The organism is Thermococcus argininiproducens (assembly GCF_023746595.1).
Lineage (GTDB): Archaea > Methanobacteriota_B > Thermococci > Thermococcales > Thermococcaceae > Thermococcus_A > Thermococcus_A argininiproducens.
In genome coordinates, this window is sequence record NZ_CP080572.1 from 1,162,723 (window position 1) to 1,180,397 (window position 17,675).

The 17,675-nt window shown below is 40.3% G+C and carries 19 protein-coding genes; 7 read left to right on the top strand and 12 right to left on the bottom strand.

Features of this window, described 5'->3' with window-relative positions:
• Positions 1-9: 9 nt before the first annotated feature.
• The 9 genes from hisC to K1720_RS06250 are packed head-to-tail and all read right to left on the bottom strand — an operon-like array spanning position 10 to position 6,820.
• Complete coding sequence (gene hisC, locus K1720_RS06210; protein ID WP_251947704.1) at positions 10-1,017, bottom strand: histidinol-phosphate transaminase; 1,008 nt, start codon at positions 1,015-1,017, stop codon at positions 10-12.
• A complete protein-coding gene (hisIE, locus tag K1720_RS06215) occupies positions 1,014-1,646 on the bottom strand; it encodes a bifunctional phosphoribosyl-AMP cyclohydrolase/phosphoribosyl-ATP diphosphatase HisIE (protein ID WP_251947707.1) in 633 nt (210 codons plus the stop codon). Before hisIE ends, hisC begins: the two co-directional genes overlap by 4 nt.
• Entirely contained in the window at positions 1,630-2,385 is a 756-nt protein-coding gene (gene hisF / locus K1720_RS06220; RefSeq protein WP_251947711.1) for an imidazole glycerol phosphate synthase subunit HisF, read from the bottom strand. Before hisF ends, hisIE begins: the two co-directional genes overlap by 17 nt.
• The gene (gene hisA, locus K1720_RS06225) at positions 2,385-3,068 is read right to left on the bottom strand and encodes a 1-(5-phosphoribosyl)-5-((5-phosphoribosylamino)methylideneamino)imidazole-4-carboxamide isomerase (RefSeq protein WP_251947713.1); all 684 of its coding nucleotides are present in this window, start codon (positions 3,066-3,068) and stop codon (positions 2,385-2,387) included. Before hisA ends, hisF begins: the two co-directional genes overlap by 1 nt.
• Position 3,069: 1 nt before the next feature.
• On the bottom strand, positions 3,070-3,657 hold the full coding sequence (gene hisH / locus K1720_RS06230) for an imidazole glycerol phosphate synthase subunit HisH (protein ID WP_251947716.1): 588 nt from the start codon (positions 3,655-3,657) through the stop codon (positions 3,070-3,072).
• Positions 3,657-4,187, bottom strand: a complete 531-nt coding sequence (hisB, locus tag K1720_RS06235; RefSeq protein WP_251947719.1) for an imidazoleglycerol-phosphate dehydratase HisB — start codon at positions 4,185-4,187, stop codon at positions 3,657-3,659. The genes hisH and hisB overlap by 1 nt, the downstream gene beginning before the upstream one ends.
• 5 nt (positions 4,188-4,192) lie before the next feature.
• Complete coding sequence (gene hisD, locus K1720_RS06240) at positions 4,193-5,326, bottom strand: histidinol dehydrogenase (RefSeq protein WP_251947721.1); 1,134 nt, start codon at positions 5,324-5,326, stop codon at positions 4,193-4,195.
• Positions 5,316-5,933, bottom strand: coding sequence for an ATP phosphoribosyltransferase (gene hisG / locus K1720_RS06245; RefSeq protein ID WP_251947724.1), 618 nt, complete (start codon positions 5,931-5,933; stop codon positions 5,316-5,318). Before hisG ends, hisD begins: the two co-directional genes overlap by 11 nt.
• Positions 5,930-6,820: an ATP phosphoribosyltransferase regulatory subunit gene (locus K1720_RS06250; RefSeq protein ID WP_251947727.1), complete on the bottom strand. Its 891-nt coding sequence runs from the start codon at positions 6,818-6,820 to the stop codon at positions 5,930-5,932. Before K1720_RS06250 ends, hisG begins: the two co-directional genes overlap by 4 nt.
• 391 nt (positions 6,821-7,211) lie before the next feature.
• Here K1720_RS06250 and K1720_RS06255 point away from each other — a divergent pair, with 391 nt between their 5' ends.
• Complete coding sequence (locus tag K1720_RS06255; RefSeq protein ID WP_251947730.1) at positions 7,212-9,389, top strand: M1 aminopeptidase family protein; 2,178 nt, start codon at positions 7,212-7,214, stop codon at positions 9,387-9,389.
• Here K1720_RS06255 and K1720_RS06260 read toward each other — a convergent pair.
• Both K1720_RS06260 and glyA read right to left on the bottom strand, forming a co-directional pair.
• Positions 9,379-10,188 carry an immunoglobulin-like domain-containing protein gene (locus K1720_RS06260; protein WP_251947732.1) on the bottom strand — a complete coding sequence of 270 codons (810 nt, stop codon included), beginning with the start codon at positions 10,186-10,188 and terminating at the stop codon, positions 9,379-9,381. The genes K1720_RS06255 and K1720_RS06260 overlap by 11 nt on opposite strands.
• A 79-nt stretch (positions 10,189-10,267) precedes the next feature.
• Complete coding sequence (gene glyA / locus K1720_RS06265) at positions 10,268-11,545, bottom strand: serine hydroxymethyltransferase (RefSeq protein ID WP_251947734.1); 1,278 nt, start codon at positions 11,543-11,545, stop codon at positions 10,268-10,270.
• A gap of 108 nt (positions 11,546-11,653) precedes the next feature.
• On the opposite strand from glyA, the gene cobB reads away from it, so the two are divergent.
• From cobB to K1720_RS06285, 4 genes are read left to right on the top strand one after another with little or no spacing between them, the layout of a single operon-like run.
• Entirely contained in the window at positions 11,654-12,421 is a 768-nt protein-coding gene (gene cobB / locus K1720_RS06270; protein ID WP_251947735.1) for an NAD-dependent protein deacetylase, read from the top strand.
• Positions 12,422-12,429: 8 nt separating this feature from the next.
• On the top strand, positions 12,430-12,825 hold the full coding sequence (locus tag K1720_RS06275; protein ID WP_251947738.1) for a DUF3783 domain-containing protein: 396 nt from the start codon (positions 12,430-12,432) through the stop codon (positions 12,823-12,825).
• A 29-nt stretch (positions 12,826-12,854) separates the two neighbouring features.
• Positions 12,855-13,580 (top strand): TIGR02253 family HAD-type hydrolase, encoded by a 726-nt coding sequence (locus K1720_RS06280; protein ID WP_251947739.1) that lies wholly within the window; start codon positions 12,855-12,857, stop codon positions 13,578-13,580.
• A complete protein-coding gene (locus tag K1720_RS06285) occupies positions 13,546-14,109 on the top strand; it encodes an ASCH domain-containing protein (RefSeq protein ID WP_251947741.1) in 564 nt (187 codons plus the stop codon). Before K1720_RS06280 ends, K1720_RS06285 begins: the two co-directional genes overlap by 35 nt.
• A gap of 2 nt (positions 14,110-14,111) precedes the next feature.
• Here the strand turns inward: K1720_RS06285 and K1720_RS06290 are convergent, their stop codons facing one another.
• Positions 14,112-14,564 (bottom strand): Lrp/AsnC family transcriptional regulator, encoded by a 453-nt coding sequence (locus K1720_RS06290; protein ID WP_055282851.1) that lies wholly within the window; start codon positions 14,562-14,564, stop codon positions 14,112-14,114.
• Between the two features lie 120 nt (positions 14,565-14,684).
• Here K1720_RS06290 and K1720_RS06295 point away from each other — a divergent pair, with 120 nt between their 5' ends.
• Both K1720_RS06295 and K1720_RS06300 read left to right on the top strand, forming a co-directional pair.
• Complete coding sequence (locus K1720_RS06295; protein WP_251947743.1) at positions 14,685-15,848, top strand: OBG GTPase family GTP-binding protein; 1,164 nt, start codon at positions 14,685-14,687, stop codon at positions 15,846-15,848.
• A 265-nt stretch (positions 15,849-16,113) separates the two neighbouring features.
• Positions 16,114-17,595 carry a sodium-dependent transporter gene (locus K1720_RS06300; protein WP_055282847.1) on the top strand — a complete coding sequence of 494 codons (1,482 nt, stop codon included), beginning with the start codon at positions 16,114-16,116 and terminating at the stop codon, positions 17,593-17,595.
• Positions 17,596-17,675: the final 80 nt, after the last annotated feature.

A 17,675-nucleotide genomic window follows, 5' to 3' on the forward strand; every position in this document is an offset into this window, starting at 1 on the left:
TGCAGGCAATCAATAATCTTTTTCCAAAAACTCCTTCAACACTTTAATCAGCTCGTCGTTTTCCTCCTTTCTGCCTACGGTAACCCTTATGTGACCGTCCAGCCTTCCACCAAGCTTTCTCACCACGATACCTCTATCAAGAAGAAATTCATAGGCATTCAAGCACATAAGCAGAAAGTTTGCTTCGCTTGGATATGCGTGGTCTTTGAACTCTTTGTAAATCCTTTCGCGCTCTTTAATTATGTAATTGATGTTTTGTTTAACTAAATCATAATGGTCAAGCATAAGCTCTGCTATCTTCATTGAAAGAGAGTTCAGCGCAAAGGGGGTTTTGATTCGGTGAAGATAGTCTATTATCTCTTTACTTGCGACTGCATAACCAACCCTAATCCCGGCAAGCCCAAAAGCCTTTGAGAATGTTCTCAGAACTATTAAATTGTCGTAGTCATTGACCAAATCAACGTTACTGCTCTTTGCAAACTCTATATACGCTTCATCTAAAACCACGGGGACACCGGTTTCAAGGACGCTTATTATCTTTTCCCTCTCTTGAGTGTTGCCCGTGGGGTTGTTTGGAGAGCAGATAAAGATAGTCTTGGCGTTTTCTGCATAATCCTCGATGTTCTGGAGCTTAAAGCGTTCATCCAATGGAACATCAACTAAATCAATCCCCTCCAGCTTTGCAAAGAAGTCATACATTCCAAAGGTCGGGGAACTTATGACTATGTTCTCTCCTTCAAAGAGCTTCAAAATTAGGCTTATCAGTTCGTCACTCCCGTTTCCAACTATTACGTTTTCCTTTTCAAACCCTAAAAACTCGGCTATCCTCTCTCTTAAAGGATCAGAGGTGATGTGTGGATAGCGGTTGAAGGGGAGGTTTTTAAGCTCTTCGAAGATTTCTTCCTTAATCTCCGCCGGAACATCAAAGGGGTTCTCGTTCTTATCGAGCCAGATTCTATAGTTTCCCTCTAAAACATTATACGGCTTAAAGTCCTTAACTACTCCACTGACCTTCACCTTCTCCTCCCCCTAAGCTCCTTCATAACCTCACCTAGGCTTATCCCATTATAAGCGAGCAAAACTAAGAGGTGATAGATTAAATCAGCCGTTTCATATATTATTCTCTCTCTTTCTTCAGCGACCAAAACTTCCACTGCTTCTTCCCCGAATTTCTTGTATATCTTCTCTTTCCCCTCTTTGAAAAGTCTTGAAGTGTAGGAACCTTCTTTTGGATTTTCTTTGCGCTGCTTTATGACCTCCTCAAGCTCCCTCAAAATTGTCAACGAATAGTCAATCCCCCCAACTTCCCTCTCTGGTTCTCCTAATTTCCTGTAAAAGCAACTTCTATTGCTGGTGTGGCAGGCTACGCCAACCTGCTCAACTATTAAAAGCAAAGCATCACTGTCGCAGTCTATCTTTATCTCTTTGACTTTTTGAACGTTCCCGCTAACCTCGCCTTTCATCCTAATTCTCCTTTGACTCCTTGAATAATAATATGCATAACCAGTCTCTAATGTCTTTCTCAGCGCTTCCTCATTCATATAAGCCAGAGTCAAAACCTCTCCATCAACGCTCTGCACAATAACCGGAACTATTTCGCTCTTCTTCCAGTCAACTTGCTTTATAAGCTCATTCAAGTCTGACATTCACACCCCTCCTCGCTAAATACTTCTTAAGCTCTCTAACGGTGTACTTCCCATAGTGAAAGATTGATGCAGCCAAAGCCGCGCTAGCTCCAATTTCAAACGCTTCGTAGAAGTGCTCTGGACTTCCGGCACCTCCAGAGGCAATAACGGGAATGTCAACAGCTTCAACTATTGCCTTAGTTAGGGGTATATCAAAGCCCTCCTGCGTTCCGTCCGTGTCCATAGAAGTGAGCAAAATTTCACCAGCTCCCAAACATTCGACCTCTTTAGCCCAGTCTACTGCATCTATCCCTCTCGCTTTTCTTCCTCCGTGAGTATAAACCTCCCAAAACTTCCCATTCCACTTTGCATCAATTGCTATCACCAGATTTGCGGAGCCAACAACTTTTGCCACTTCGCTTACAAGCTTTGGATTGTCAACAGCTGCCGTGTTGAGGAAAACTTTATCGGCACCGCTCTTTATTATTTCTCTAATCTCCTCGATGCTCTTAATCCCTCCCCCAACCGTGAAGGGGACATAAATCTCCTCGGCTATCCTCTTTACCAAATCGAGGAGAATTTGCCTTTTTTCGTGTGATGCTGTAATGTCGAGGAAAACTATCTCATCTATTCCCTCCTCCTCATAGCGCTTTGCCAGCTCTACTGGATCTCCGGCATCTCTGATATTCTGAAACTTTATTCCCTTTACAACTCTTCCCTCTTTTATGTCCAGAGCTGCGATAATCCTTTTAGCGAGCATCACAATACCTCCAAAATCTCTTCTAAGCTTATTTTCTCTTCATAGAGAGCTTTTCCAACTATTGCTCCAGAAAATCCGATTTCTTTTAGCTTTAGGATATCTTCAACGCTTGAAACTCCACCGGCATAGATGAACTCCTCTCTGCCCCAGAAGCGCTCTATTTTTTCAATTCCCGTTAATGTGCCGTCCTTTTCTATTGCCGTGTAAATGAACCTATTAACGTATTTTCTAAGCATTTCGTAGGCTTCCTCAACACTTATTGAGCTCTCCTCTTCCCAGCCTTTTACAGCTATCCTTCCGCCTCTGGCATCTAAGCTTACAGTTATCCCTCCAAAATCCTGCGTTACCTTTTCTAAAAACCCCAAATCAAAGGCTTTCGTGCCTATTATGACGTTCTCAACGCCAATTGAGTAGGCTTTCGCTATGCTCTCATAGTCCCTAAAGCCTCCACCTACTTGAATCTTCAGCCCCGTCTCCTCTATTATTCCCCTCACGATGTCGAGATTCTTTGGCTTTCCTTCAAAGGCCCCATCCAAGTCAACGACGTGTATCTTATCGAGAAGCTTAGCAAAATCCTTAGCTATCTCTACTGGATCTCCATAAACTTTTACGCTCTCTTTTTTACCCTTGTAGAGCCTCACAGCTTTCCCGCTCATTAAATCTATTGCAGGGTAAACCCTCATCTCACAGCCTCCTGAAGTTTTCTAAAAGCTTCAACCCATTTTTGCTCGACTTTTCTGGGTGAAACTGAACTCCAAAGACATTATCTTTGCAAACTGCCGATGGAAAGACTACTTCCTTTCCCTTTGACTCATAGTCCGTTATAGCTGCAATCAGTTCTTTGTCTTGGGGATTTACATAGTAGGAGTGCACGAAGTAGAAGTAGCTCCCGCTTTTGACTCCCTCAAAGAGTGGGCACTCTTTAGCAGGAAAAACTTGATTCCAGCCTATGTGGGGAACTCTAACGCCTCTAAATTTCACTACATTGCCCCTAAAGACTCCCAAGCCTTCTCCCTCGCTTTCTTCGCTCCACTCAAATAAAAGCTGCATCCCTAAGCATATACCAAGGAATGGCTTTCCTTCATTGATCGCATCTAAGATCGTCCCTTTTAGAGGCTCAAGCCTTTTCATTACTGCTCCAAAGTTCCCCACTCCTGGAAGCACAATTTTATCAGCCCTCTCAATCTCATAGGGGTCGCTCGTGACTGTTCCACCTAAGGCTTTTCTAACATTTGCCAGATTCCCAATCCCTAAATCCACTATGGCTATCATTACAACACCCCTTTCGTGCTCTCCAAACGCTCGCTCTCACTTAAGGCCTGTCTTAGGGCAATCCCAAGTCCTTTAAAGGTCGCTTCAACTATGTGGTGGGCATTAACTCCGCTCAGTTGCTTCACGTGAATTGTAGCATTAAGAGTCCTTGCTAAAGCCCAGAGGAACTCCCTAACTAAAGTGAGCTCAAATCCTTCTTCGCTCTCTTTGAAATCAAGCTCGAGGTTTAGGTAAGATCTCGAGATATCTACAGCAACCAGGACTAATGCATCATCCATCGGCATTATTGCATTCCCAAAGCGCGCTATTTTCTTGCCCTTAATTTTCTCCCTAAGCTCTTCTCCAAGGACTATGCCCAAATCCTCCCATAGGTGATGTCTTAAGTCCCACTCAGCGCTCACGTTAACAGCTTCACGCATGTAAAAGAATAAAGCAGTGAGGAGGTGGTCAAAGACTTTATCGCCAGTCTTTATTCCTCCCTCACTGCCGAGCTCAACAGTTATGTCCGTTTCTCTTGTTTTGCGCCTCATAAATACTACCTCCTTATTTCCATGCTCCTCTTGTGTTGTTCCATGCCCTCGATCTCCGCTAAGCGAATCCCCAAATATCTCTCTGCCAAAAACTCCTCCCTGCTCACGTAGGCTAAGCTTATCCTCTTCATAAAGTCCATAACCGTTAAAACCGAGCTGAACTTAGCCGCTCCACCCGTTGGAAGGACGTGATTGACTCCCAAGAAGTAATCCGCTGCTGGAACCGGTGTGTACTCTCCCAAATAAATCGCCCCGGCATTTTCGATTAAGTCCACAAGCTTTAGAGGCTCTTTTGTGAGTATCTCCAAGTGCTCTGGAGCAATCTCATTGACCTTTTCCGCACACTCCTCTAAGCTTTCGCACAGGACAACCTTAACGCCCTCCTTGTTGCAGTATTCTGCTAACTCTTTTGAAGTCGTGAGGAGCCAAGCCTTTGAGTCTTTTCCGTGCTCTAATTGGGAGATCAGATCAGCCAAGACATAATCTTTATTTGCACTTTCATCGGCTATTACTGCTATCTCCGAAGGGCCAGCTAAGCTGTCAATCCCAACAGCACCAAAGACCTGCCTCTTAGCTTCATTCACGAACTTGTTCCCGGGGCCAAAGATTTTGTCCACTTTCTTCATTCCAATGCCGTAGGCCATTGCTCCAATCGCTTGGATTCCACCGAGCTTGTAGACCTCTTTAATGCCGAGGAGCTTTGCAACGTAGAGGACGTATGGGTTGACTTTCCCATCTTTCGGCGGTATGGTAACAACTATCTCTCTAACGCCAGCTATCTTAGCCGGAACTCCAGTCATTATGAGTGATGAGGGGAGAGGTTTTCCTCCCGGGACATAGATTCCTATCCTCCTAATTGGCTTGTAGATTATGCCGTAAAGCGATGCGTTCTTTATGTAAAGTTTGTCGTTTTCAAGCTGTTTCTCGTGGTATTCTCTAACGCGCTCGATAATCCTTGCGATTACTTGCTTGTCTTCCTCTGGAATCAGCCTCTCAGCTTCTTCAAACTCTTCCTCTCTCACCAAGAACTCTCCATCGTAGCCGTCAAACTTCCTTGAGTACTCTCTAATAGCATCAATACCTCTTTTTTGTATATCTCTTAAGATTTGGGCTACATAACTCTCTAATTCAAAACTCATCTTCAACAACTCCTTTAAGTTTTAAAATAAGGCCATTAATCTCTTCAAATCTGGTTTTTTGGCATATTCTATTTACTATAAGAACTGCTGAAATATCCATTATTTTTTCCAATTCAATTAGGCCATTAGCCAGTAATGTATTTCCAGTTTCAACGATATCAACTATGGCATCGGCTATTCCAATTTTTGGAGCTAGTTCAGTGCTTCCGTGTAGTTTTATTATTTCTACTTCGATACCCTTCTCATTAAAGAATTTTCTAGTGAGGTTAGTGTACTTGGTGGCAATTCTAAATCCATCCATTTCCTCAACTTTTACACTTTTTTCCTTTGGGATGGCTAGGCTAAGCCTACATTTACCAAAGGGTAGTTCAAGGGGAACAAATACGTCGCTTTCTCTCTCTTCTACAATGTCGCTTCCAGCTATGCCAATGTCGATTCCATGCTCCACATAAACTGGGACATCAAAGGATTTTGCAAGCAAAAAGCTGTATTCTCCATTTTTAGTCATTAATTCGCGACCCTGGGGTAGTCTCACCTCTATACCAGCTTTTTGTAATATCTCCACAGAGCCTGTTAAAAGACGACCCTTTGGAAGAACGAACCTCATTTTCTCACCTCCACTGGTATTCCAAGTCTTACAAGCTGTTTTGCTTTGTTATAGGCCTCTTTAAGCTCTCCACTAATAATTTTCCTAGTTTTTTCTAGGTCTCCTTCGTAAAGCTTTAGAATGGCTTTTAAGTCAAAAGCGAATCCAAATGCTTTCATGCCTTTAATCTCGTATTCTCCCCCGCCTCCAATAGGTTTTCCAAATTTTGGTGAGTATACTTCGAAGATAATGTCACTGTAATATGGAAGAATTCTAATAGTTCCAAAATCCACAAAGACCCTTTTATCATCAACTGCTTCAATTATCTTGTTTAATTTTTGGTATTCACACTTCTTTCCTCTGAAGTTGAAAAGCTTCCAAAGTTCTTCCTTTTTTGCTGAAGGTATGGGGAGACCTTCTATTTTTTCAAAGTTCCGTCTACTTAATGCAGTAATTATCTGGGGTTTATACTCTTCTATTCCCTTCAGGGCTCTTTTCCACACTTCCAAACTGCCTACATCAATGTAGAACTCGTTTATTCCGAGGCTTTCCAATGCTGTTATTGCAATTAATATTCCTTCAACTTGTACCATCAAATCATTCCCGCCAATGAACTCAATTCCAGCTTGCCATTCTCCTTTTGTTGTTCCGTTGAGAACCTCAAGGATGTAGTAGAGCTTTAGCTCTCTTTTCTCTTTTAAATTTGCAAGGATTTGGGACGTTGGATCTGGTTTGAACATATAGAATTTATTGTTATATGCAAACTTTGTACCTTTCCTTAAATTGGGGGAATATTCTTCCACACTAGGTAGGAATATTTCCTTATACCCCCAAAGCTCAAAGGTTCTCCTTAAGTTTTTTACAGTATACGCTAACCTAACTGATTCGGAAAATAAGTCTTTTTTCAAAAAAATCCCCTCCTGTGAGCTTTAAAATGAATTTCAATTTCAACAGTGGATCTAAGTTAGTCTTAATTATAGAAGAGTTGTCAATGATGATGGCAGTAGCTCACCATAAAAACTACTGAAAATACATCCTCTCTATCCTGGACATTTGCAAAGTTTTTCGTATTGTTTTCATTCCAAACTTTCATATTGCTCACCTACGGGGGAAAGGATTCTTAAGCCTTATAAACTTTATGGAGAAAATCAACGAACTTAACCTGGATCCATTTAGATTTTAAAGAGACCAGAGGAAGTATTGTTATAGGCTCTAAAAAACGATAAAGGGAGAATCTCTTTTACTAGGCGAAAAATTTTTGTAAACTATTCTTGTAGAATATTATATGGGGTGTTATTCATGCAAAAACACCTAAAAGTAATTTTTGTAATTGCTTTATTGTTTTTCTCAAGTATGTGCATAGGCAAGAAGGAGACATTAACGACAAACTCCTCAGTTCCTATTCTAGAAACATCCGAGAAAGATCTCTACTCCACTTGGCTTAGAAATGAAACCAGATATTTTACGATTTATTATCCAAAAATTAAGGAAGAGGGATTTAATTTCAACATCAGGTATCTTCTAGTAGGGATTGACTATGTTTACGAAAGTTACTCAAAAGCTTTTGGAAAAACTTCAGAAAAGATTGAACTCTATATTTATCCAAGTGAAGTGGAGTTAAAGTTTGATTATCCAACAGAACTTCCATGGTATATTGAGGGAAACAAGATATTTACCTTTATTGAGATGGATACAAAGAGTTTTAACTACTACAGAGTGGAAAGTGCTTTGATAGCGTATTTAACTGGAAAAGTAAACGGATTGACCTTTGTATTTCCGTTTTTGGGTGATTTTTACTTTAGAGGAGCAGATGACCTCAAAGATGTATCTTTTGAGGAACTTCTTTCCCTAGCTGATAGTCAGAATATCGATGAGGTCATGGATTACAAGGACAACATAATTGATTTTGTGGGTTTTCTTGTGCATAGATATGGGGTTGAAGAAGTTTTGAAGCTTCTTGAGAGTGATAGTCCTTCTAAAATAATAAGAGAGCTACCCAACGTTAAGGGGGAATATGAAAGGTTTGTTGAGTGGTTTTGGGGTGGGGGGATAATAGATGGGTTACTTGAAATTAAGGACATAAACTTGACAGTTGTTCTTGAAGAAGAAAAGGCGTTTTTCTTGGCAAATGAGAGTATTAAAGTGAGCTACCTAAAGAAATACTACCCATTCTTTGTCAAAAGCGTCTATCTCAATATAAGAGGAATGAGCACTCAATATTTGCAAAGTTTTTCTTTTCTGCTTCCCTATGAACAGAGAGAGACTTATGAAATATCTTATATCGGAAACTACAGCATTCAACCATTAACGTATGATGAGGATATTCATTATGCACTTTCTGGAAAGTTTATAATCCCCAACATGACTCTTATTGGCAATGCTCATTTATTCCCTCAGCCTGTGGGCCAATATCTCCCCCAAGGAAAAATTGAAGTAAAAAGTCAAAATGTAGCTTTTGCAACAACACTACCCAGTCAGGATGTATTCCTTGCAACGGGTAAGTTTAAGAGCTTTAAAGGCTTTGTTAATGGAACATCCGTCGAATTTTACTATACTGGAGGTGTAGAGACTCCATCAACAGTGTTTAAACAAGCCTTGAGTGCTTTTAGATACATAAAAGAATGGTTCGAAGTTCCAACGTCCCAATTTAAGGTTGTTTATACAGAGGAAGGTATTAAAGAAAACATTTACTGGTCAAGAGATTTGCTTGTTTATAGACCCTGGTGGGGATATCATGAGCGGTATTTTGTAGTGGGGCTCTATCATAGTTGGTTTGATAGTGTAAAAATAAAGCCAGGTGATATCTGGGTGTTAAGAGGCCTATCCCCACTGTTGGAAGCAGTTCGGCTAGATAAGCTTAAGGATTACAAAGAGAGTGCAGTATATCGTTATAAGGCAGATTTACGTGATTTTCCCGAATCTGGATACCCACTTGTTGAGAGCTATAAATACTTCTACAGTGATAGACTATGGATGAAGAATTCAATGGTATACAAGGGTTTCTTAACATTTTATCTCCTCTACACCCACACAGGGGAAGAAGCTTTCAAAGAGACTCTAAGAGAATTTTCTAAGAAAACACTCTTCAAAGAAGCTGACTTTGAAGACTTTGTAAAACTTCTAGCTGAGAAATTTGGAGACGATAAAGTGCTCTTGATATGGAAAACATGGACAACAAAGCCTGCACTGCCAAATCTCACATTGGAAAATGTCGAGATTATGAAAACTGATGCCAATTACACCTTAAAATTCACCTTAGTGGACACAAATGGCTTTGCTTTTCCATTCAAGATTATGATAATAGGATGGCAGGGCCAGAGAGTTGAAGTAGAAGGTTTTTATTATGGAAAGCCTCAAGAAGTTGAAATTTTCCTCTCTGGAGAGCCAAAGGAAGTCGTAATATCTGGAGCACCCTTCCTAAGCAAGAACTTTGACATAGAGGTAAATGGAAGTAAGATATACGTGACTATCCCTTAATCTCAAACTCTAGTTCGAGTGTTAGTGTCTCCTCTACTCCTATTCCCATCACATTTTTTACTATCTTATATTTTCCAGGGGATAAGGGATGTGGATTCCAATCCCCATCAAGATACACTAACCTAATTTCCTGAGTCCAAGATTTTCCTGGCATAAGTTCATGGCCCTCGAGAGTAAAAGCCATTCCCAGTTTAACCTTTTTCCAGCTTCCATTTTCAAATCTATAGATCTCATATGGGTTTCCTAGTAGTATTGGTACTTTGCCTATATTTTTAACTGTTAGTGTTGCGGTTTCCCCCGAGTTGTAGATCTCCTTATTAAGATGCATTTCTGCACGAAAATCTTGAATTGGGACAAAGACTGTGGAGTATAAGCTATCAATCAGACTACAATTCTCATCAAAAACATACACAGAAAGAGCATAAGTAACGTTCTGATCAGGGGGGAGGATGAATTCAGCATGCCAGTCATTTTCGGTGTATAAAATCTTCCAGCCGTCCTTAATTTTCTTATAAATGACAAAAATTACTGTTCCATTATAATTTGGAGGCACATCCTGAGCTTCAAATCCAACTATTTTTCTTGGGGGTTTGTAACCTGCACTTATCCAGTATCCTACTTTTCCAGGGCAACAGAAGAAGGAATGATTAGAGGCAGGCCTTAAAGGTTCTGGAGGAATTTCACAGGGAAGGATTTTTTGATTGTATCCCTGTGTATCCTTAGACGAAATAATTAGATAAGTAGATGCAATTATAAGTAACAAAAGTGCTATGTAAATAGTCCTTTTCATAGTTACCATCTATTATGAGAGATAGCGTCACAACATCATAAATTTTAGGCTTCAACTCCAAATTAAAACTAAAGGAAAAGAGAGAAAATCACTCTTTCATTGGTAGGCCATAGTCGAAGGAGTAGTAAACCTTCTGGAATTGCTTTCTGAACTCGAAGACGTCCTTTTCGACTTTCTTTGGATCTTCCTTATCAAGAAGGACTCTTCTCATGAATCTTGCTATCTCCTTTATATCGTCTTCCATCATTCCAACTCTTGTCATCTCTTGAACACCAATTCTTAGACCGCTTGGAGTGTTGACCTTTTCAAGTGGGTCCCATGGGAGAAGGTTCTTGTTGAGGATTATGCCAGCCTCTTCCAATAGTGGAGCGGCCCATCCGCCACCTGCTTCGTGGAGCTCACTAACATCAACAATGACCTGGTGGCTTTCGGTATAACCTTTGTCCTCCCCAATGACTTTGAACCCTTCTTCTGCCATTGCTTCAGCTAGGGCCTTTGCGTTCTTGACAATTTGCTCCGCATAAGCTTTACCGAATTCAAGCATTTCTGCAGCTGTGATAACTTTTCCAGCCATGTGGTGCAAGTGGTGGTTGCTTAGGACGCCAGGGAAGATTGCCCACTGGAGCTTGGCTGTGTCTTCACCAAGATCCTTGTAGAGTATAACACCACCTTGTGGTCCTGGGAATGTTTTGTGGGTTGATGAAGTTATAACATCTGCCCCCTCTCTAAGTGGGTCTTGGAACTTTCCTCCACCGATTAATCCCAAGACGTGGGCGGCATCATACATAACATAAGCTCCAACCTCTTTAGCAACTGGAGCTAGTTCTTTAACTGGGTGTGGGAATGGGAATAGTGAACCACCAAACACGACTATCTTTGGCTCAAGCTCTCTAATCATTTGGGCTGCTTTGTCAACATCAATGTTAAATTCCTCATTATCGAAAGGCCAGGTATGTACTTCTAATCCCCTCATACCAGCAGCTCCAAAAGGCATATGGCTTATGTGTCCACCATGAGAAGTGTGGAGGACTATTGCTTTATCTCCAGCTTGGGTAAGTCCAAAGAATGCAGCCTGGTTAGCGTTGGTTCCAGAAATTGGTCTCAAATCGGCAAAATCGCTCTGGAATAGTTTACAGAAGAGGTCGACACCTATAAGCTCAACTTCATCAACATACTTACATCCTTGATAGTATCTTTGTTTTGGCCATCCTTCAGCATACTTATGCATAAAACCGCTTGCCACGGCTCTTGTAACACTTGGAGAGGTTATATTCTCACTTGCAATCAAGTTTATTGTGGAGCTCCTCCAGTTTTCATGGCCATCAATAAATTCCAATACTTTATCTTTATACATCTGGTAGCTCATAGTATCACCCCAGTACTTTTTTGCATGTGATATTTACATCAATGTAATTTAAATCTTGCCGTTGGAATACCTTTAAAAATTTCAAGGGAGAATTAAAGGCGATGCCATATGATAGAAGAGGCAGCAAAACTCATTACTCACTCTCGTTTTTTAATAGCTTTTACAGGAGCAGGAATAAGTGCTGAAAGTGGTGTTCCTACCTTCAGAGACAAAGGAGGTCTATGGGAGAAATATAAAATTGAAGATGTGGCTACTCCAGAGGCTTTCAAACGAAACCCTGGACGGGTATGGGAATTTTATAAAATGCGGATGCAGCTTATGAAAAATGTGAGACCAAATCCAGCACACTTAACTTTGACAGAACTTGAGAATATGGGAATCTTAAAGGCAGTTATAACTCAGAACATAGATAATCTTCATAAGATGGCAGGAACTAAGACTGTTATAGAGTTACATGGGAACATTTACTCTGTCAAATGCTCCAACTGTGAGTATAAAGAAAATTTGTTAGAAACTAGGAAGCTTGATGAGTTCTTGATGGAAAGAAGGATCCCAAAATGTCCAAAATGTGGATCATTTATTCGCCCTGATGTGGTGTGGTTTGGAGAATCTCTACCTCAAGAAACTCTTCAAAAAGCGTTTAAACTCGCCGAACGGGCCGATATTTGTCTTGTTATAGGGACAAGTGGACAAGTTTTTCCAGCTGCATATATTCCCTACATTGTCAAAGATAGTGGGGGATACGTAATAGAAATCAACCTTAAGGAAAGTGGAATAACTCCAATAGCAGACTTGTTCCTAAAGGGAAATGCCGGCGAAATTATGAGGCTTCTTTTAAGGAAGGTTAAAGTTTGTTTGAAGAACAAAAAATGTTAGGTGGTTGTATGATACTTGTGATAGGATTTGAAAAGGAAGAGTTTTCTAGGATTAAGGAGATGTTAGATGAATTTGAGGTTTATGAAGTTCCTGAATACTGCAGAGATTGGATAATTGAAGAAGTAGTTGAAAAAGCCCCCTCTTTTGAGGGTAGTGGAAACTGGCATTGGAGGAAGTTCATTATAATGCATGACATTCCAAATGAGAGTGTAAAGGAGGTTATAGGGAGAGTCCGGTCGTTAGGCATTAAGGAGATAATTTTTGCCACCACAACACCGACATCCCTATCTTGGATGCTGGAAGACCTTCTCAAAGAACTCATCCGAGAAGATGAGTACTTTAGAAGGCTAAAAGAAGAGCAAAAGAAAATGAAAACCTTCTACTTGGACATTGGAAAAAGTTAAAATACTTCTCACCTTTTTATTGGATGGGGATGAATATGGTAAAGGTCATATTTTTTGATTTGGATGATACTCTTGTGGATACATCACGTTTGGCTGAACTCGCTAGGAAGAATGCAATAGACAATATGATTCAACATGGTTTTCCTATTGACTTTGAAACTGCTTATAATGAACTAATGGAACTTATAAGCGAATATGGGAGCAACTTCCCTCATCATTTTGATTATCTTCTGCGAAGATTCGATCTAAGGTATAACCCTAAATGGGTAGCTGCAGGAGTAATAGCTTATCATAATACAAAATTTGCCCATCTTAGGGAAGTTAAAAATGCCAGAAAGGCTCTTATAAAACTCAGAGAGATGGGATATAGACTAGGGATAATAACAGATGGCAATCCAATAAAACAATGGGAAAAGGTTTTGAGACTCGATTTGGATGATTTCTTTGAGAATGTTGTAGTATCAGATTTTGAAGGGGTTAAAAAGCCTCATCCAAAGATCTATCAAAAAGCTTTGAAGATCTTTCGTGTAAACGCTGACGAGGCCGTCATGGTGGGAGATAGGCTTTACTCTGATATCTTTGGGGCCAAAAGAGTGGGCATGTATACAATATGGTTCCGCTATGGGAAATATGCTCATAAGGAGCTTGAATATGAAGAGTATGCAGACTTTAAGATCAATGACCTCCTAGAACTTCCGCAGGTTGTAGAGGTGCTTGAAAATGGTTCAAATAAGGAAGTTCATGCTGGTGGATAATTCTTACAAGTCAAAGATACTCAATGGGAAGAAGAAAACAACTATTAGATTTGGAAATTATGAGGCAAAGCCCGGGAGTGAAGTTTATCTTGCAATAACCCCCAGTGACACAGTAATTGCGAAAGTTAGAATAACAAACGTGGAGAAAAAGAAGGTTAAAGAGCTCACGATAGAGGATGCTAAAAAGGATGGCTTTAAGGATGTCAAAGAGTTGGTAAAGGCATTAAATAAAATTTATGGGGAACTTCATGGAGATGACGAAGTGACAATAATTCATTTTGACATTCTTAAAAAGTTTGATGAGGGTATTCCTCTAAAATGGCTGAAGGGGCTTAATTACAGAGAACCAGTGGAAATAGCCAAATTATACATTAAAAGTAAATTAAAAGACTCTGCAGATGTTGACTTAATTATTAAAAAAATCTATTCTGAGGGTTTAAAGAGTGCTGTGAGAAGATATGGTCCAAAAAGAGTTAAAAATTCACTTTTAAAAGCGTATCACAGGCTTTATGAAGAGGGGAAAATTTAAAGTTAAAGCGGAAGTTCTGGGGTTTCTTTGTGGACCTTTAATACCACCATTGTATGTGTTGCTACAACACCATCTATCTCTCCGATTTTGTTAAGAAAATCATTGAGCTCTGTACTATTTCTAGTTCGTATTTTGAGTATCATATCGTAATCTCCCGTGGTTTCATATATCTCTACAATTTCAGGGTAAGTGACAAGCTTTTTTGCAACATCTGCGTATTTCCCAGCTCTAGCCTTGATGAGGATGAAGGCCAATAAGTTAAAACCAAGCGACTCTGGATCGGGAATGATTGTGAACCTCTTTATTATTCCCTTTTCCTTTAACTTTTTGATTCGCTCGTATACAGTTGACTCGGCTAAACCAACTCGCTTAGAAATCTCTCTCAAAGGAGTACGACTGTTTTTTTGGAGCACTTTTAGGATTTCTTTATCAATATCATCCAAAATCCCTTTCATATTCTCACCGTCCAAAAATTTTTCGAGATAGTATATAAAGTTGATGATAACCCCCTAACCATAAATTTATAAAAATCTTCTATAACCTTTAAACGGCGAGAGAGGAAGAGGTGAATAAAAATGCCAACAAACGTAACAGCAGAGTACTTAGCAGCAGAAGAGGAATACCGACAAGCAAAAAGTATACCGGAGAAAATTAAGGCTCTTGAAAAGATGTATGCTACGGTACCAAAGCACAAGGGAACTGAGAAGCTCAGGCTTCAAATCAAACGTAAAATATCAGAACTTAGAAAAGAACTTGAAAAACAGCAAAGTCAGAGAAAGGGTGGAGGTTATTCATTTAGCGTTAAAAAAGAAGGTGCAGCTCAGATAGTCTTTGCAGGTTTACCTAATGTTGGTAAGTCTTCACTTCTAAAGGCCTTGGCCAATGTGGATATAGATGTGGCTGATTATCCATTCACAACAGTTGAGCCTATTCCAGGCATGATGAATCATAAAGACGTTCAAATCCAGCTTGTTGAAGTTCCAGGCTTGATTGAAGGGGCTGCATTAGGCAAAGGTATGGGAACACAACTTTTAAGTGTTATAAGGAATGCAGATGCTATTGCGATAGTTGTAGATCTCTCCCAAGATCCCCTGAGGCAGATGGAGGTAATCTTAAAGGAGTTTGAGCGTGCTGGAATAAAAGTGAACAAAAGAAGGCCAAAAGTGGATATAAAGAGGATGCCTATGGGAGGCATCATCATAAATGGACAGCATTTGATACAAGGAGATGTCTCTGAAGTCATGAAAATGCTTAGAGAAGAGGGTATTCACAGTGCAGAGATTACAGTAAAAGAACCAGTCACACTCGAGGACTTTTCAGATGCTCTTGATGAGAGCCTTGTGTGGAGAAAGGCAATAATAATAGCAAACAAAGGGGATGCTCCAGGAAGTAAAGAGAACTATGAAAAGCTTATTAAGACGTATAATGATAGATTTAAGATAGTACCTGTTTCCGCTAAAAAGAAGGCAAATATTGAGATATTAAAAGAGGAGTTGTATCAACTAGCTGATATAATTCGGGTTTTCACCAAGTCCCCAGGAGAAGATCCAGCATATCCCCCTATTGCTCTTAAAAAAGGTTCAACCGTTCTGGATGTAGCAGAAAGAATTCATAAAGACTTTGCTAAAAACTTTAAATATGCTAGAGTATGGGGAAAGAGTGCGAAGTTCCCTGGACAGAGAGTCGGAGCAGAACATGTGTTGGAGGATGGAGATATAGTGGAAGTTCATGCGAGATAATTATAATTATTACCTCTCTGTTTCACTTTTCTTTTGAAACCCTTGCTCTTCAGAGCAGGGAAGATATTGGTTCTCAAAAGGATAAATCTTCAAAAGAAAAGAGTAATTTTATTTGTCTTACAAAATTGTATCAAAATTGTCTCAATAATGTGTGTAAATAATCAGAAAAGTATAAATATGAGTACTGCTCACATATTAATGCTATATATTGCCCTCTATGGGGCATTGTAGTACTTATTTATAAACCTCTTTGGGGGATTTTAATATGGAAAGAGTAGAAACTGGTGAACACTGGGGTACTAGGTTGGGTTTTATTTTTGCTATTATAGGTGCAATGGTCGGCAGCGGTAACATATGGCGTTTTCCAAGAATGATGGCAATGTATGGTGGCGGTGCATTTTTGATTCCGTACAGCATTGCACTGTTTACAGTAGCGATCCCACTGCTTATTGCAGAAGGTATCATTGGTAGAGAAACTGGAAAGAGTACCATTATAGGATTTGCAAAATACGCCGGGAAGAAATATGCATGGCTTGGAGCATGGGTAGCATGGATTAATATCGCTATAATGTTCTATTATGCCGTTGTTAATGGTTGGGCACTGGCATACTTTGTTAAAGGATTAACAGGACTTTATGCAAGCTATGCTCCAGGAAAAGGTTTAGAAACGTGGAACGCATTCATTGGTGGATGGCAGCCATTGTTCTTCACATTGCTTGTTTGGATATTCACATGGTACATAATGGCAGTAGGTGTTAAGAGAATAGAGAAAGTCGCCAGTTTCATGGTTCCATCATTGATACTCTTCCTCATTGTGGTTATTATAAGGGCCATCACAATGCCAGGTTCAGATGTTGGACTCACATATATGTTCAAATTTGACACCACAAAACTCTCTAATGCAGAAGCATGGCTTCAGGCATATAGTCAGGTGTTGTGGAGCACTGGAGCTGGATGGGGTATCTATCTGACGTATTCATCATATCTAAAGAAGAATGACGATATTAACCTTAACTCCCACATTACAGGATTTGGTGATACAAGTGCAGCACTCTTGGGTGGTTTGGCTGTAATCACCACAGTAGCAGTTACCGCACCCCTCATTGGACTTGATCCATTCAAGGTGTACGCAGAGGGTAACGTTGGATTGACATTCATTTGGTTGACTGAGCTCTTCCCCAAGGTGCCAGCAGGCTTTGCAATAGGAACACTCTTCTACTTGGCATTGTTCTTTGCAGCGTTCACATCACAAATTGCAATTACAGACGTCTTTGTGAAGAACATGGTGGATTTTGGACTCCCAAGGAAGAAAGCTGCTACATACGTTGCTATCATTGGTTTGATTGCTGGAGTTCCAGCAGCAATTAGCATCAACTGGCTCAACAACCAAGATTGGGCTTGGGGTGTTGGTTTGCTAGTTAGTGCAATTGTGATTTCATTCATCATGCTCAAGACTGGCTTAGAGAAGAACAGAGAAACTGCTAACAGAGGTTCCGATATTAAGATCGGCAAGTGGTGGGACATAATGATTGGTTATGTCTCCCCACTGAGCATCATAGTCGTCATGCTATGGTGGCTTAAGCAATCAATCTCCTGGTATCCAGAAACATGGTGGAAGCCTACCGAGGTATTCAGCGCTGGAACAGTAATATTCCAATGGATCTTAGCAGCCATAGTTCTCTATGTGCTGGTTAACAAGATGCTCATGCCCAAGATAGAGGCAAGACTTGCAGAGGAGGGAGCGTGAATGGAGGGATCAGTGATAATCTCAATGATAGTAGTGCTTGGATTCTATTGGGGCCTAACGTTATATTTTGTTAAACTGGC

Excerpts from the sequence above, each read along its gene's own strand:
- K1720_RS06255 (WP_251947730.1), top strand. The coding sequence starts at position 7,212 with ATGCAAAAACACCTAAAAGTAATTTTTGTAATTGCTTTATTGTTTTTC.
- hisF (WP_251947711.1), bottom strand. The coding sequence starts at position 2,385 with ATGCTCGCTAAAAGGATTATCGCAGCTCTGGACATAAAAGAGGGAAGA.
- K1720_RS06295 (WP_251947743.1), top strand. The coding sequence starts at position 14,685 with ATGCCAACAAACGTAACAGCAGAGTACTTAGCAGCAGAAGAGGAATAC.
- hisA (WP_251947713.1), bottom strand. The coding sequence starts at position 3,068 with ATGAGGGTTTACCCTGCAATAGATTTAATGAGCGGGAAAGCTGTGAGG.
- glyA (WP_251947734.1), bottom strand. The coding sequence starts at position 11,545 with ATGAGCTACCAGATGTATAAAGATAAAGTATTGGAATTTATTGATGGC.
- hisIE (WP_251947707.1), bottom strand. The coding sequence starts at position 1,646 with ATGTCAGACTTGAATGAGCTTATAAAGCAAGTTGACTGGAAGAAGAGC.
- K1720_RS06260 (WP_251947732.1), bottom strand. The coding sequence starts at position 10,188 with ATGGTAACTATGAAAAGGACTATTTACATAGCACTTTTGTTACTTATA.
- K1720_RS06300 (WP_055282847.1), top strand. The coding sequence starts at position 16,114 with ATGGAAAGAGTAGAAACTGGTGAACACTGGGGTACTAGGTTGGGTTTT.
- K1720_RS06275 (WP_251947738.1), top strand. The coding sequence starts at position 12,430 with ATGATACTTGTGATAGGATTTGAAAAGGAAGAGTTTTCTAGGATTAAG.
- hisH (WP_251947716.1), bottom strand. The coding sequence starts at position 3,657 with ATGATAGCCATAGTGGATTTAGGGATTGGGAATCTGGCAAATGTTAGA.
- K1720_RS06280 (WP_251947739.1), top strand. The coding sequence starts at position 12,855 with ATGAATATGGTAAAGGTCATATTTTTTGATTTGGATGATACTCTTGTG.
- hisD (WP_251947721.1), bottom strand. The coding sequence starts at position 5,326 with ATGAGTTTTGAATTAGAGAGTTATGTAGCCCAAATCTTAAGAGATATA.
- hisB (WP_251947719.1), bottom strand. The coding sequence starts at position 4,187 with ATGAGGCGCAAAACAAGAGAAACGGACATAACTGTTGAGCTCGGCAGT.
- K1720_RS06285 (WP_251947741.1), top strand. The coding sequence starts at position 13,546 with ATGGTTCAAATAAGGAAGTTCATGCTGGTGGATAATTCTTACAAGTCA.
- hisG (WP_251947724.1), bottom strand. The coding sequence starts at position 5,933 with ATGAGGTTCGTTCTTCCAAAGGGTCGTCTTTTAACAGGCTCTGTGGAG.
- cobB (WP_251947735.1), top strand. The coding sequence starts at position 11,654 with ATGATAGAAGAGGCAGCAAAACTCATTACTCACTCTCGTTTTTTAATA.
- K1720_RS06290 (WP_055282851.1), bottom strand. The coding sequence starts at position 14,564 with ATGAAAGGGATTTTGGATGATATTGATAAAGAAATCCTAAAAGTGCTC.